The 14,726-nt window shown below is 64.9% G+C and carries 8 protein-coding genes and 1 tRNA gene; 2 read left to right on the forward strand and 7 right to left on the reverse strand.

The window, feature by feature from the left end:
- Window positions 1-28 precede the first annotated feature (28 nt).
- The 3 genes from ADJ70_RS12435 to ADJ70_RS12445 all read right to left on the reverse strand — a co-directional run bounded on the left by ADJ70_RS12435 (window position 29) and on the right by ADJ70_RS12445 (window position 8,364).
- The gene (locus ADJ70_RS12435) at window positions 29-895 is read right to left on the reverse strand and encodes an Rpn family recombination-promoting nuclease/putative transposase (protein WP_050341888.1); all 867 of its coding nucleotides are present in this window, start codon (window positions 893-895) and stop codon (window positions 29-31) included.
- Between the two features lie 775 nt (window positions 896-1,670).
- Entirely contained in the window at window positions 1,671-7,481 is a 5,811-nt protein-coding gene (locus ADJ70_RS12440; protein WP_062393151.1) for a BspA family leucine-rich repeat surface protein, read from the reverse strand.
- A gap of 319 nt (window positions 7,482-7,800) precedes the next feature.
- Window positions 7,801-8,364, reverse strand: coding sequence for a nucleoside deaminase (locus tag ADJ70_RS12445; RefSeq protein ID WP_050341893.1), 564 nt, complete (start codon window positions 8,362-8,364; stop codon window positions 7,801-7,803).
- Between the two features lie 61 nt (window positions 8,365-8,425).
- Here ADJ70_RS12445 and ADJ70_RS12450 point away from each other — a divergent pair.
- Window positions 8,426-8,516 (forward strand) — tRNA-Ser (locus ADJ70_RS12450).
- A 267-nt stretch (window positions 8,517-8,783) separates the two neighbouring features.
- Window positions 8,784-9,338, forward strand: a complete 555-nt coding sequence (locus ADJ70_RS12455; protein WP_050341895.1) for a LemA family protein — start codon at window positions 8,784-8,786, stop codon at window positions 9,336-9,338.
- Window positions 9,339-9,478: 140 nt separating this feature from the next.
- Here ADJ70_RS12455 and ADJ70_RS12460 read toward each other — a convergent pair whose 3' ends face one another.
- The 4 genes from ADJ70_RS12460 to ADJ70_RS12475 all read right to left on the reverse strand — a co-directional run bounded on the left by ADJ70_RS12460 (window position 9,479) and on the right by ADJ70_RS12475 (window position 14,485).
- Window positions 9,479-9,760, reverse strand: a complete 282-nt coding sequence (locus ADJ70_RS12460; RefSeq protein WP_050341897.1) for a PTS sugar transporter subunit IIB — start codon at window positions 9,758-9,760, stop codon at window positions 9,479-9,481.
- A gap of 165 nt (window positions 9,761-9,925) precedes the next feature.
- A complete protein-coding gene (locus ADJ70_RS12465) occupies window positions 9,926-11,392 on the reverse strand; it encodes a PTS ascorbate transporter subunit IIC (RefSeq protein ID WP_050341899.1) in 1,467 nt (488 codons plus the stop codon).
- Between the two features lie 59 nt (window positions 11,393-11,451).
- Entirely contained in the window at window positions 11,452-11,901 is a 450-nt protein-coding gene (locus ADJ70_RS12470) for a PTS sugar transporter subunit IIA (RefSeq protein WP_050341901.1), read from the reverse strand.
- Window positions 11,902-12,343: 442 nt separating this feature from the next.
- Window positions 12,344-14,485 carry a DUF5050 domain-containing protein gene (locus ADJ70_RS12475; RefSeq protein WP_050341903.1) on the reverse strand — a complete coding sequence of 714 codons (2,142 nt, stop codon included), beginning with the start codon at window positions 14,483-14,485 and terminating at the stop codon, window positions 12,344-12,346.
- Window positions 14,486-14,726 lie beyond the last annotated feature (241 nt).

Genomic DNA, 14,726 nt, shown 5'->3' on the forward strand with positions numbered 1-14,726 from the left:
TGGGGCGCGTCACCCCCTGCGGCCGGCCTCACCCCTCCGCAGCGAGCGTGCGCCTGATCTCGTCGGCGTCCACCCCCGCCGAGGTGGCGGCGTCCTGCACGCTCACGAGCCCGTCGCGCACGAGCCGGACGAGCGTCTCGAGCGTCCCCTCGGCCTTGCCCTCGGCCTTGCCCTCGGCCTTGCCCTCCGCGATGCCCTCGGCCTTGCCCTCGGCCCTGCCCGTCTCGATGCCCTCCGCGATGCACTCCGCGCGGATCTCCTCTCGGATCTCCTCTATGACGCTGCCCATGTCCTCTCGCCCCTCCTCCGTCTCCCTGAGCCTTCTCTTCACCCTCGACGTCTCCGGGAAGCGCGCCTCGTCGTACGCCTCGGCCTCGACGAACACCCTCATGAGGGCGGAGACCTCGCCGCCGTCCCTCGCCAGGGCGTTCACGTAGAGCTCCTCGAGGCCGTTGTCGAGCGCACGCCCGCCCTCCCTGACGACCCTGTCCACATGATACAGCGGGCAGCCCTCCCCGAGGGGGTCGAACTCGCAGACGAGCGCCACGCAGACGTCCGGGACGTCGGCGAAGCGCGCGCCCGGGGGCGTCCTGTCGGTCGTCACGAGCGAGGCGTAGTAGCGCACCCGCCTCTGGAGGTCGTCATCGTCGGCGCGCTGCACCTCCACGTTCACGAGCCTGCCGTCGGAGAGCTCGCAGAGGGCGTCGAGGACCGCCGAGCGGCCCCGCGTGTTCGTGACGTGGGACTGCGGGGTGCTCTTCACGACCGTGAGCCCCCTGTCCTGGAGCAGCACCCCCAGGAGCTCCCCGCAGAAGGCCTCGTCCCTCGCCATCACCCGAAACATCAGGTCGTCTATGGGCCTCAGCTCGCCCATGTCCCGCCTCGCCTGTGCCATCCGACCACCGCCCTTCTGTCCGCCTCCGTTTCCTGCCATTACCATAGCACAGGACAAGAACGCATGTTCTCTTCGATTCGAAGGTGTAGAGGTCTCGTGAGCCTGCGCGGGTTCCGGGCACTCGGGCATAGGGCCCACGGTGCCGTGGCAGTGACATGACCGCCTGCCCACACGGGTTCACAAAGCTTTATTTATACCATAGAGTGCGCTGCCTTCCTGCCACCCATCACCTGCAGCTTCGGGCCATGCACCTCTCGTCGTTGTTAGCGCCGGCTCGTCACCTATCCTCGTAGTGACACGGAGACTTATTGGTGGACGCACCCCATATAGCGTGCGTGATGACTAACGGACCTGGGGTCCCAGCGCCAATGGCTTGGCGGCAACACTTCTCTTGCGGCGCGCGCCTTCATATAAGGCATCCGTGAAGCGCCAGGTCAAACTGTGCTTTCTCGTGAGGACGCTGAGGCAGAACGCGCCTTTCCGTAAGGCGATGTTACGTTTGCCCAGGTGAGGAAAGGCGCACTCTACGGAAAGGCACATTCTGGCCGCAGGCACTCACGGAAAAGCACATCCCGCCTCGTGGTGGTTACCCGAAAGCGCGCTACGAGGGACCGCGGCACTCATCAGGACGGCAAACCGCAGTCGCCGAGAACCTCGCGCGCGCCCAGCGGCGGCGAACGGCACTCCTGCCATGCCGCCCGCTGGCGCCGCCGCGCGCAGAGGGCCGCGCCGGGGTCACCCCCGGGCGCGGCCCCAGCGGAAGCGTCCGGCGGCGCTACCTCCCCATGGCCTTTATCGTCTGGACGGCCATCTTGGCCATCTGGGCGCGGGTGGCCGTGCCTTGCGGCTCGAGCAGCCCGGTGTCGGCGTGACCCGTCAGCACCTGGTGGGCGTAGCACCAGGCCACGTGCCCGCTCGCCCAGCCCGAGACGTCCCCGGCGTCCGGGGCGCCCCCGTAGGCGGAGTCGGGGACCGAGTCGCTGGCGCCCTCGAGGGCGGCGAAGCGGTGGACCATCGTTGCCAGCTCCTCGCGGCTGATCTCCCTGTCGGGGACGAACCTGCCCGCGTCGGGGCCCGCCGTGTAGCCCGTGACGACCCCCGTCCGGACCGCCCAGTTCACGGCGGCGGTGTAGTACTGGCCCGACTCGTTGTCGGACAGCGAGGTCGCGTTCTCCGCGTGCGCACCCGTCGTCGTGTCCGTGGAGCCGGGGTTCGCGCGCCTGTAGAGGACGGTCACCACCTGCGCCCGGGTCACGCCGTCCTCCGGGCCGAAGCGGCCCGTGAGCCTTCCCGTGGCGGGGTCCCCGTAGCCCGTCATGAGCCCCATCCTGACGACCGCCGCGAGGTAGCTCTCCCCGCCGGCGCCCTCCGCGAGGGCCCAGTGCCCGGCCGGAACGTCCGAGAATCCTATCCTGAAGGTGACGGACTTGGCGCCCGTGTAGGCCCCCTTCCCGGTGACGGTCACCGTGGCGGTGCCGATGCCCTCGTTGCCCCCGAAGGAGAGCGCGTAGTCCGTCCCCTCGGAGAGGGTCCTTCCGCCGAGCCTGACCGCGGGCCTCGGCTCCAGGGGGGAGCCAGTGAAGGTCTGGTCGGGGATCGCGTCCACGGACGCCCGCGAGACGTCGCGCTCCTCCGGCTTGGGCCCGTCCGGGCTCGGCTGTGGCTTGCCCGGGTCGGGCTTCGGCTCGTCCCTCCTCACGATCCTGAACGTGACGTCCCTCGCGCCCGTGTAGGAGCCCCTGCCCTCTATCGTGACGGTCGCGGTGCCCGGGTCCGTGTTGTCCCTGAAGGAGAGCACGTAGTCGGTGCCCTCGGAGAGGGTCCTGCCGCCGAGCCTGACCGTCGGCCTGGGCTCCACCGCGGAGCCCGTCCACGCCTGGTCCGGTATCGCGTCCACGGACGCCTTGGAGACGTCGCGCTCCTCCGGCTTCGGTTTGTCGGGATCCGGCTTCGGTTTGTCGGGATCCGGCTTCGGTTTGTCGGGATCCGGCTTCGGCTTGTCCGGGTCGGGCTTCGGCTTGTCGGGCTTCGGCTCGTCCGGTTTCGGCTTGTCGGGGTCGGGCTTGTCCAGCAGGCTCCGGTCGATGCCGTCGCCCCAGGTGCCCGCAAGGCCCCTCGAGTCGCCGTAGTCGGCCGACCCGTCACCCACCTCCAGGCGCACCCCCACGCCCACCGAGCCATCGTCCAGGAAGGTCTTGCCCGAAGGCGCGGCGCAGGAGAGCACGGCGCTTCCCCCGGGGGCTATGGCGGGGAGGTCGAGGGTCCCCAGCTCGCCTCCCAGCTCGGGGTTATAGAAGATTGCCCTGCCGGCGGCGGACGCGACGAGCCCTCGGTTCGTGACGGTCGCCGTCACGGTCTCGGCGCCCCCGTCCATCGACGCGACGGCCCTGACGGAGAGGTGGGCCGCGCCGACGGTGACCTCCCGCCCCTCGGAGCCGGGCTCTGCGGGCGCGACGCTCACCCTGTACGTGAGCGCCCGGTCGAGCCTGTCCGGCAGGGTCACGCTCACCTTGGCCTCACCACTCGCGCCGGGTGCGAGGCCAAGGCCCACCTCCTCGGTCGCGACGACCTTACCGCCCTCGTCCCTCACCTCGACGGTGCAGGAGTCGAGCGTCGCGCCGCCACCGTTCGTGACGCCCACCGTGAGCGGGAGCGCCTCGCCCGGTCGCGCCTCGGACTCGTCGAAGGTGACGTCGTCGAGCGTGGCGAACCGTGCCCTGCTGCCGCGCGTGCTCCAGAGCCTCGCCTCTCCCGTCTCGGGAGGGGTGGGGCCGGTCGCGTCACCGTACCTGACGGTGGAGAGGGCAAGGAGCGGGTCGCCCCCGACCATGGCCGCGTCCCAGAACGAGACCGACTCGCCCAGGCCCGTGAGCCTGACCCTGTCGCCCCAGCCGTCGGACGTGCGCCTCACGCCCCAGACGTCGCACGTGCCGTCGCCCGCCACGGCGAAGCTCGCGAGCGCGTCGCCCGCGAGGTCGCCGGTGAGCCTGTACAGGCTCGTGGGCAGGACGCCCTCGGCCGTGGCGGCCTCGCCACCGAGCGAGGTCGCGAAGCAGAGGTCGCCGTCGTGCCACCAGGCGAGCGCCCCGGCGCCGCCAGCGGTCGCGAACTGCGGGTTCGCTGCATTTGCGTCGGCGACGCAGACGGGCTCGCCGCCGCCCGCAGACGCGTACACCCTGGAGTCGCCCGTCGTCGCCGTAGCGCCGTCCTCGTCGGTCGCCCACGCCACCGTCGGCCTGCCGTCGAGCGCGCCCGCGGCGAGCCCCGTCACGCACCCGTCGCATCGCGCGACGACCTGGCGCGACCACGCGCCGCCGGACCTCGCGGCCAAGAGGACCTCGTGTCCGCCCCCCATGCCGAGCACGTCGTCGGCGCGGTTCGTGCGCCAGGCTATGGCGGGGCCGCCCCCCGCGTCCGTGACCTCGGGGCTCGCCTCGAGGGAGGCGTCGGAGTCCGTCACGAACTCGCCCGGGCCGAAGGCGCCCGTCCGGGCGTCGAACGCGGCGTACGCGACGTCGAGCCGCCTGGCGACGTCGGCGAGCGTCGCGCCGTCGGCGATGGCGCCCCTGGCGTTGGACCACGCCACGTGCGCGCCGCCCCTGCCGTCGGGCGCGAGGCTGGGCGTGAAGTCCGCCGTGCCGTCGTCCCACACGGGGCGCGGCTCCGACCAGGAGTCAGACGCCTCGTCATAGCGCGTCCACACGAGGCGGCTCCGGTCGCCCGAGGCGCGGGACGGGTCGTCCGCGACGTACACCGCGAGCGCCCCTCCCTCCACCTCGCACAGCTGCACGTCGGTCTGCGGGTAGACCTTGGACGCGAGCAGCCTCGCGCCCGCGTGCCCGTCGCCGCCGGACGGGATGCCGCCCAGCCACGGGGCGCCCGCGTCCACGCGATCGCGCGAGACGGGCGGGTACGCCCTGTTGGAGTCGACGTCCGTGAGCGCCTGGGTCACGGCGGCGTCGAACGACTCCGAGAGCAGCGTGAGCCTGGGCTTCCCCGAGCTGTCCATGTCCCGCTTGTACAGGTAGGTCTTCCCGTCCAGGACCGTCACGCGGAATATGTCCCTGCCGAGGGCCTCACCCTTGACGCCGGCCTTCCCCTCCGCAAAGAGCTCGTCGAGTCCCTGCCGCGCGAACGGGAGCATGGTCATGGTGCCCTCGAGACCCAGGCTGCCCCACACGCCCACGCTCGCCACGTTCGCGAGGCCGGCACCCGCGTACAGCTCGCCCTTCAGCTTCGGCTTGAGCTGCCAGTTCAGCCCGTCGTCGATGATCCGGGCCCCGCCCCCGTCCAGGAGCCTGAGCCTGAGCTTGACCCCTCCGCCTATCTCACCGGACGTCGAGAACCCCACGACCGCGAAGTGATACTGCGTCTGCGCGCCCTTGTGCTCGAAGCCCGCCGACAGCGTGACCACGCCCTCGGCGGTCCGCGCGTTCACGTCCATCTCGGCAAAGCCGACGAACTTGAACTTGGGCGTGAGCGTGTCACCCTTAGAGCCGCCCTTTTTCGATCGTGTCTGTTTCATGGCCTTGCTAAGAGCCTGTTCGGTGAGCTTGTCGCTACTAAGGATGCGAATAATGTTATCGCTATCCTTGTCATTTATGTCAACGTTGACTCCAATCTGATACTTGCCGTCCCCCGTGAGCTTGAACGTCAACGGGCCCTTCGCGACGGGAAGCTTCATGCCCCTCAGGAAGGGGAACTTGTCCCCGAAATCGAACTCCAGCTCGCCAGGGACGAGGGAGATGGAACTGGCCTTCTTCGCCAATGAGTTCTTGACCGAGATGAGGACCTGCTCCTCGTGTAGCGTCTTGCCGGCGGCGTCCACCATGCGGACGTAGAGCTTGCTGTTCCTGCCTGCCGGGTCCATGAACTTGGAGTAGGATAGCGTCCCGAAGTCGCCGCCGGCGTCTGCCGTCGCGATCTCGTATGTCTCACCCCCAAGCACGCCGGAGAGGTCGTCGCCGGGCGCCGGCCCCCACGAGGAGCCACCGCCGCCGCCCACGCCGCCTCCGGCCTTACTGGTCCCGACCTTCTGGTAGAGGCGGTAGCCCGCCACGTCCGCGTTGTACCTGAGGGGGGTCGCCCTGAGCGTGAACGTGGTGTAGCCCGCCTGCACGTCTATGGTCTTCTCGCACGTGAGGACGTCGAAGGTGTTGCCGTTGAGCCCCATAACGACGCTCCCGAGCCTGTAGCGGGAGCCCCCCTCCTTGGGAGTCCGGCCGCCGCCCGTCTCGTAGCTCGTGTACGTGTCCGCGATGCCCTGGCGGTCGGACGAGATCTCCTCAACCGTGAACCACCTGCGGTCGCGCGCGGAGAACCACCGCTCATGCCTCGTCTCAGGTGAATGATACCGCGTCTCGAAGGCGAGGCTTCGTCCCGTGGTGATGCCCCCGCACTTCCCTCCCACCGTTATGGACGAGAGCGAGGAGCAGCCATCGAACGTATCGTACCTAGCTGCACCGTGAAGTTCTAGGGTATCCAGATTGGAGAGATCAAGAGAAGAGAGCGAGGAGCAGCCGTAGAACATTTGAGACATGCTGATAACTCTAGAGGTGTTAAAGCCTGTAATGTCGAGTTCTTTGAGTGAGGAGCAGCTGCCAAACATCTCATCCATAACGGTGACGCTCGAGGTGTCGAGGCCCGAGAGGTCCACGGAGACGAGGGAGGAGCAGCCGGCGAACATGCCGCTCATGTCCGTGACCCTGGAGGTGTCGAGCCGGGAGAGGTCGAGCGACTTGAGCGATTCGCAGCCGGCGAACATGCATCTCATATCCGTGACCTGCGAGGTGTCGAGCCGGGAGAGGTCGAGCGACTTGAGCGACTCGCAGCCGGCGAACATGTACCCCATGCCCGTAACCCGCGAGGTGTCCCAGCCCGAGAGGTCGAGGGAGGCGAGCGAGGTGCAGTTATCGAACATGTGATGCATGCTCACGACACTTGAGATATTAAGTCGAGAGAGGTCGAGGGAGGTGAGCGAGGTACAGCCAAGGAACATATTCTCCATCTCCGTAACTCTGGAGGTGTCCCAGCCGGAGATATCGAGGGATTTGAGCGAGTGGCAATCTCTAAACATCTGGTACATATGCATAACATGCGAGGTGTCCCAGCCGGATATATCGAGGGAGGTGAGCGAACGGCACATACCGAACATGCTCGACATGTTTGTGACCCTAGAGGTGTCGAGGCTAGAGAGGTCCGCAGAGACCATGTTAGGCAGGTCATAAAAGAGGAGGCTAGCGTCTTCGGGCGCCTTTACCCCTTTTTTTATGCATATCGACCTAACGACATCATGGTTGATAAGTTGTCCTGCTGGATAAGAAAGATCACTATGCACCTGGGCCATCTCCCCCGACACGCCGTCCGTGGGGTAGATGGTGAACTTGCCGGAGTCCTCGAGCGTGTAGGAGCAGCCCTTGCCGATGGTACCCTTCTTCACCTCGGCCCGCGCCGGGGTCGCGCTCAGCGCGAGGGCGAGGGTCAGAAGGACGGCGGCCAGAGCCGCAGGCAGGGACGGGAGACGCAGTGGCTCAGAGAACCCCCCCCGCACGAACATTCCCTTGGCCGCCAGCCGCGTCGCACCCATAGCTTCCTCCGTCCATATAGGGGGTTCGCCCCAGGGCCCGTGGGCGCGCTCACGCCCCCGGGCCCCACCTTCAGCACCTTCCTGATTATACGTTACGAAATCTAGAAAGTCACTGGTTTTTCCTGTCTGCGGCAATGGGACGCCCAATCGCCGACGGATGGTGAAACGGTGAGGCCGCGCCCGCCCCGGGCAAGCCCCCCCGCGTCCCCGCGATGGCCCTCGCGCCACCGTGCCGCGCATCTGCCCGCCATCCGGCCGCGGCGAGGCGCCCGGGAGGGAAGCCGGTGCTGAGCGCGCCGGGCCGCGCATGCCCCCTTCCTCACGCGCCGCAGGACGCGCCGGGCGGGCGCGACGCGCGCCTCCTGCGAAAGAAGTCGCGCAGCTGTCGTGCCGCCTCGTCCGCGAGCACGCCCGACCTCAACATGAAGGAGTGGTTGAGCCTCTCGTCACGGCTCAGGTCATAGAGCGATCCAAGCGCCCCTCCCTTGGGGTCCGCCGCCCCATAGACGCAGCGGTCGATGCGGGCGTTCACCATGAGCCCCGCGCACATGAGGCAGGGCTCCAGCGTCACGTAGACTGTGCAGCCCGCAAGGCGCCAGTGCCCCAGCGCACGGGCCGCCGCAACCATGGCCAGGTGCTCGGCGTGGGCCGAGGGATCCCTGTCGAGCTCGCGGCGATTGTGGGCCCGCGCCAACACACGAGGGGGTGGCGCCTGCTCCCACGCGCCCTTAGGGTCCTCGGGGCTTATGTAGGCGTCGCTTGCAGGGTCATGCGCCGCCTCGTACACCACGACCGCGCCTATGGGCACCTCGCCTTCCCTTGCCGCAGCGCACGCCTCGTCGAGGGCCATGCGCATGTAGAACTCGTCTTCCTGCGCTCGCATCCTTAACACCCCTCCTCGCCACGCCCTCCGATATGTTGTAGGATATAGCCTGTGCTCATGCGGAGGGGTGGCAGAGTGGTCGAATGCAGCGGTCTTGAAAACCGTCGAGCGGTAACCCCGTTCCGAGGGTTCGAATCCCTCCCCCTCCGCCATCATACGCCTGGCACCGCCATACCCAGCCGCATCCGTCTACGTCGCGCCACTCGACTGCATGCCCACGGGCTACTGCGCAACGTCGCTCGGAGCCAAGGCCCTCTACCTGCGCGGGCACGAGCACCTGCTGTGAGGCGGCCGTGCGCCAAGGGCGCGCCTTGTCGCTCCGGCCCCATTGCCCGAAGAGAGCGCAACAGGGTATACTGTCCGGCAGTACTAAGTCGACCATCCGGACCGTATCGGTGGCTTGGCAGAGGGAGGATATCATGCTTGTTGTCATTCTGATCATTGTTGCGATCGTCGCGGCTTTGGCGGTGTGGTTCATCTCGATATACAACAACATCGTAACCAAGGACAACCGCTGCGACAACGCGTGGCAGACCATAGATGCCCAGCTCCAGCGGCGCAATGACCTCATCCCCAACCTCGTGAACACGGTCAAGGGCTACACGAGCCATGAGTCCAAGACGCTCGAGGCGGTAACGCGGGCGCGCGCTGCCGTGACAGAGGCGAGCACCCCCGAGGCCAAGATGGAGGCCTCCAATATGCTCACCAACACGCTCAAGACGCTGTTCGCCGTCGCCGAAAGCTACCCTGACCTCAAGGCCAATGCCAGCTTCCAGGATCTCCAGAGAAATTTGACCGACACCGAGAACAAGATCGTCTACGCGCGGCAGAGCTTCAATGACTGCGTCCTCATGTACAACAACGCCATCGAGACCTTCCCCGGCAACGTCGTTGCCGGCAGCAAGTTCAAGGTTCGCCAAGGCTTTGAGGTTACGGACGCCTCTGCCCGACAGGCGCCGCAGGTCCAGTTCTAGCGGTGAGCCGCACGTAGTGCTCACCGTATGTCTGGTCACTACCCCGTCCCACGAAGCTGTGGGGCGGGGCTAAACGGCAGTACGGGCTGGCAATACGGGCCGCCACAAGGCGGAAACCCTGTGGGCAAGAACCCGCTTGCCTAGCTGAGGTGGGCCCTGAGCTTCTCCTCTAGCTCCACCTTATCAACGATGTTCTTAAGGACGAGCTTCTTCTCGTCGGGAACACCCGCCACGAAGTCGGCAAGATCCCCGCCGACGACAAAGAGGTCGGCAGATGTCGGGTTGATGTCCGAGACGGTGGTGTGATCAACCTCTATCTCGGGGTGTCCGAGCTTCTTGACGATCTCCTCGGTGTTCATGTGAACGATGAGGCTGGAGCCCAACCCCGATCCGCATGCGCACATGATCTTACGAATTGCCATGACGCACTCCTTCTCTTGGGCAGCGCCAGCCATATGTCCGGCGCCACACAGTGACGATACCTTGATTCTAGCCACTTTAACATCGCTCAAGTCGAGCTTATCGGCCACCGTTCGCCTCTTGTGGAGAAGCGCAAATGGCAAAGACGCGAGTGGCAAACACGCACCCTACTCGACCGTCTCCTCCTGCTTCCTCCCCTTCTTGGGAGCCACGAGGTTATACGCGATGGGAAGGAGGTAGAGGGCCACGCACACAAGAGCGAGCGGCAGGCCACCCGCAACGTGAACCACATTGCCAAAGGCTATGCCCATCCAAGAGAAGTCGGCATCCGAGAAGGTCGTCCCGACATACCCCAACTGCGTGAAGACGGGCATGCAGATGGCAGGCAAAAAGGTGATGAGCAGTCCGTGGACGAAGGCACCGGCAACACAACCCTTCCATCCGCCCTCGGCGTTTCCAAAGACGCCAGCGGTGGCACCGCAGAAGAAGTGGGGAACGACGCCCGGCAGGATAAGGGCGACGGGGAAGGCGACGTTGCAGCCGATGAGGATGAGCAGGCCTACGATACCGCCGACAAACGAGCTCAAAAAGCCGATGATCACGGCGTTGGGCGCGTACGTGAAGGCGACAGGACAGTCGAGCGCCGGCTTAGCGCCGGGAACGAGCTTGTCGGCGATGCCCTTGAAGGCGGGTACGATCTCACCGATGATCAGACGAACGCCAGAGAGGATGATGTAGACGCCACCGGCAAAGGAGAGGCCAGAGATGACACACCACACGACCCAGTTGGTGGTCGTCTCCTGCCCCACGTTGAGCAGGACCGCAAGGTGCTTAAACTGGGGATAGGAAAAGGCAAGCTCATCGGCGGTGATACCGGCGGGGACGGCGCTCAGAAGGCCGCGAGCAACGGCGACGCCGGTCACGACAAGAAAGAAGAGCACCATAGTGAGGCCGATGGAAACAGTGGTGTCGCGCAGGAAGATAAGGCGCTTTGGAAAGCTGATCTCCTCCGTGCTTTTCTTGTTCGTAGAGAACAGTCGACCCACCTGACCGGCAAGCCAGTAGCCGATGCCACCAAAGTGCCCAAGCGCGATAGCGTCTCCCCCGGTCACTTTGCGATAGGTGAGCTGGCAATACGCGGGCGAAAGAACCATGATCAGGCCAAGCAGGCAGCCCCCGGCAACGTACAGCTCGACGCCCACAAGTCTGCCGGCACCGCCGAGGATGACGGCGAGCATGCAGGCCATGTAGAGCGTATGGTGACCGGTCAGGAAGATGTAAGGCATACGCGAGAAGCGCGCGAGGACAATGTTGAGCGCCATGCCAAGGGCCATGATGATGGCCGAGGCGGTACCAAAGGTAGTGAGGGCATCGGCGACGACGGCCTCGTTGTTGGGGACAACCCCCTGCATGTTAAAGGCAAAGTTGAAGACCTCGCCAAAGGCGAGCAGCGAGTCAGACTGCAGAAAGGCGGATCCCGCAGAGAGGACCAGAAAGCCCACGATGGTCTTGAGGGTGCCCTTTATGACGTCCTCGACTGGCTTGCCCTGCAGACAGAGGCCCAGCAGGGCCAGGAGGCCAACCAGTATGGCCGGGGTCGACAGGATGTTGATGATAAAGCCAAGTGCAGCCATGTGCTCCTCCTTTAAGCTGTTGTCACACGCGCCACCCGATTTCCACGGCTGATCTTTGCTTAGGTGTCACAGTCAACGAACAGCTGGTACACCTCGTCTGCGTCAGCCGCCGTCGCGGCCCTCTCGATGTTTGCGGGATCCGCAAACATCATGGCGAGGATACGCATCACGTCTATGTGAGAGTCGGGATCTTTCGCAGCGAGCGTGACGAGCACGCGCACGGGCTCTCCTGGCTTGTACTCGACGCCCGCGCGACAGATCGTGACGGCAAGCTGCTGCTTGATGACGCCCTGCTCGGGGCGGCCGTGCAGCAGTGCCAGGTCGGGCGCAAGGACAAAGTACGGGCCAAACGTATGGACATTCTCGATAATGCCGTCTATGTACTCACTCTTGACGTAGCCTCCATCCACCAGCGGCTGCACTGCGACATGGATCGAGTCCTCCCAGCCCTCACAGGAGTCGACGATCTGCACGTTCTCGCGCTTGAGCATGTCTTTCATCGCGCCCATGGCCAAGCTCCCCCATCCTTCCCAAGGAAGCCAGGGCTGCGGGCCACCATGGGACTTGTCCGGCCTCACTAATTTTCTATTTACTTCGCAGAACAATCACATTATAGCGTAGATGAGCGCGAATCTTTGCACGATGAGCTCATCGGCAACCCCAGGCACACCCACATAGCACGACACAGCTGGCCTTGGAGCGAGCCTACCCCAACGATGGAGCCCATCCGCGCGAGAAGGGACGAGAGGAACAGAAGTTTTGCGCCCACGGCAACTTTCGCTTCGCGTCAGTGAGTGACTTCTCGGCCGTCATCACCAATACGAGTGACAACCAGCACGAGTGATAATGACGTCCTCGGTCGTCTGGCGCGCAGCGGGGTGCCCACGCTGCGCGCGGCATGGGGGGGATGATCTTCAGCCAAACGACGTGACGCTACTGCCCGCGCAGACGCTATTGCCCGCGCACGTACTCCTTGAGCAGCTTGCCATCATAGCTTACCGCACACACATACGTGCCCGTGTTTGGCACCCCGGTGTTCTCCATCAGTCCCGAGCCCATCACGATCAGGTGGTCGCCCGCGTCGGCGAACTCGGCATGGTAGTACCCTTCGGGCAGGGGTATGTCCGTCGTAAACTTGCCGCCCACGGGCACGAACCGGTATTTTGAGGGCTCTGTGAGCTCGCCACGTTTCTTCACCTCGATGTACGCCTTACCTGCGGCCACCGCCCGAAGCGTCACCCCCTCACTCCCAGTCGCATGGTACACGCTCAACGCGCAGCCATCCTCAAGTGCGATGCTGATCACGGCAGACCCATCCTCGCCGCGAAGATCGCCCCCCTCCGTAAAGCAGACGCAACCGTCAGAGACCATAGGGACCCCTATATCTCCCCACTCGTTCGTGTACAGCTCGCGAACATCACTTCCGTCCAGGTTCTGCGAATAGAGCGTCCCTGTGGATTTGGGTGAGGACGTGTTACCGGTACTCTTATTGCGGACGAAGTAGGCCTTGTCTCTGGTGAGCGTCACGTTAGAGCCAGATACGGTACCAAGAACCCGTTGGTTTGCCCCATCCTCGTCCATGGCAAGGATCCTGTGCGTTGCATCATGCTCATCGATGTTAACTACAACATAAAGCGTGTGATCAAAGATGTAGGCATCCTTCACGTATTCGGTCGAGCCACCCGCGCCGGATGCAAAGACAGTCTTCCTGTCGCTGCCATCGAGCTTGATGCTACAGACGTCGTACGATCCTCGCATCCCGCTTCCCCCCTCATCAAGGTAGAAGTCATGGGCCCAGCAGAAGAACAGTCGGTCCCCACTTCTACTGAAGTCCCAGGCAAAAGGTTCGTCAGCCTTCGTACAGTCCACCCATAGGATGCGCTCTGGATCGGCACCGTCCTTCGCGATGCGGCAAAACCCGTTCTTTGCGGCAGAGAAGAAGTAGTCCTGGCCATCGACCGCCATGCCGAGCATGCTGTCGGCATGGGCCGCGTCTTGCGTGTCGTCAGCTCCGAGGCCGACCGCGCTCGCCCCCAGACGCGCATCTGCTCCGTCTCCCGCCGACCGTGCGGTTGGGTCCATCTGGAGCACCTGCCCGTCATAGTCCATCAGGCAGACCCTCGTGTGCCTCGTCTCGTTATAGTTGAGCATCGTCACGACCAGCCCCGTGCCGATATCCTCGATGTCGATACCACCACAGGCATCGCAGGGCAAGGGAACGGTACGCATCGGACCGCCCTCGAGCGGCACAATGCGCAGGTGCGCGATGATCGCGTCGCGCACGACCTTACCTGTGAAGTACGCCCTGCCATTCGCGTAGACCACATTACCGAGAAAGTTGATCTGATCCTCATCCGACGCGTCCACAGGGTTAAAGTGATATGCTGCCTTCGCGTCGGAGCCGTCAGGCGCGATGGACATGAGGGACGTTGGCGTCCCGTAGTCATCCTCGACAAAGCAGATGCGGCCATCATGGGCGTCCAGTGCTCGAATGGTTATGGACGAGCTCACATAGAGCTGCTTGACGTCACTTCCGTCCAGCTTCGACGAGCAGAGCGTGTTCAGGGAGTCACGATCCTTGCCTTGGACAAAGTACAGCCGATCGTTGAGGACCACGGCCTCGCCATACGCGTCATAGACCGTCCGCTGGTTAGAGCCGTCCTCCGCCATCGACCAGATGACGTGCGACGTCCCATCAGAGCCTCCATACTGCCGCCCGACGACATAGAGCTCACGATCGCGCGCATAAAGGTCGATGACCTCGTCCGAGCCTGCGTCGAAGACGGTTGTGTCGTTTCCACCGTCCTCGTTGATGCAGTGCACATGGTAGGAGCAGTCCTGCTGCTGCGGGGATGCCTGCGTCTCTACGAAGTAGACGCGCCCATCTCCCTCGGCAAGGCAGGTGGGCGTCCTTAGGCCGTCTTGCGCCAGCTGCGGCAGCGGGCGGATGAGCTCGACGTCCGTCTTGCCCTCCTCGATCCGGCAGACACCTCCCAGCTCCTGCGACACGAAGTAACGGTAGCGCGCGCGGCGGGGTACGACAAAGATAGCCAACGCTATCGCCAACGCGGCGGTTGAGGAGACAAGCGCCATGATGAACAGAGCTCGACGTCTGTGCGAAGTGGCAGGCGCCGGCTGCGCGACGGCTGTGGGGCCGGGGACTGCGGACGACTGTGTAAGGTCCGGTGAGCCGGCGACGCCCGGTACCTGCGCACTAGCGGCACCTGGCATTTGCACGGCTTCCATCGGCGCGCCACAGCGCGTGCAGAACCGCTGTCCCTCTGATACGAACGCCCCACAGCTCTCACAAAACATGCCTGCCTCCCATCAAGCG

This window comes from Olsenella sp. oral taxon 807 (assembly GCF_001189515.2).
Lineage (GTDB): Bacteria > Actinomycetota > Coriobacteriia > Coriobacteriales > Atopobiaceae > Olsenella_F.

Excerpts from the sequence above, each read along its gene's own strand:
- ADJ70_RS12475 (WP_050341903.1), bottom strand. The coding sequence starts at position 14,485 with ATGGCGCTTGTCTCCTCAACCGCCGCGTTGGCGATAGCGTTGGCTATC.
- ADJ70_RS12465 (WP_050341899.1), bottom strand. The coding sequence starts at position 11,392 with ATGGCTGCACTTGGCTTTATCATCAACATCCTGTCGACCCCGGCCATA.
- ADJ70_RS12435 (WP_050341888.1), bottom strand. The coding sequence starts at position 895 with ATGGCACAGGCGAGGCGGGACATGGGCGAGCTGAGGCCCATAGACGAC.
- ADJ70_RS12470 (WP_050341901.1), bottom strand. The coding sequence starts at position 11,901 with ATGGGCGCGATGAAAGACATGCTCAAGCGCGAGAACGTGCAGATCGTC.
- ADJ70_RS12440 (WP_062393151.1), bottom strand. The coding sequence starts at position 7,481 with ATGGGTGCGACGCGGCTGGCGGCCAAGGGAATGTTCGTGCGGGGGGGG.
- ADJ70_RS12445 (WP_050341893.1), bottom strand. The coding sequence starts at position 8,364 with ATGCGAGCGCAGGAAGACGAGTTCTACATGCGCATGGCCCTCGACGAG.
- ADJ70_RS12460 (WP_050341897.1), bottom strand. The coding sequence starts at position 9,760 with ATGGCAATTCGTAAGATCATGTGCGCATGCGGATCGGGGTTGGGCTCC.
- ADJ70_RS12455 (WP_050341895.1), top strand. The coding sequence starts at position 8,784 with ATGCTTGTTGTCATTCTGATCATTGTTGCGATCGTCGCGGCTTTGGCG.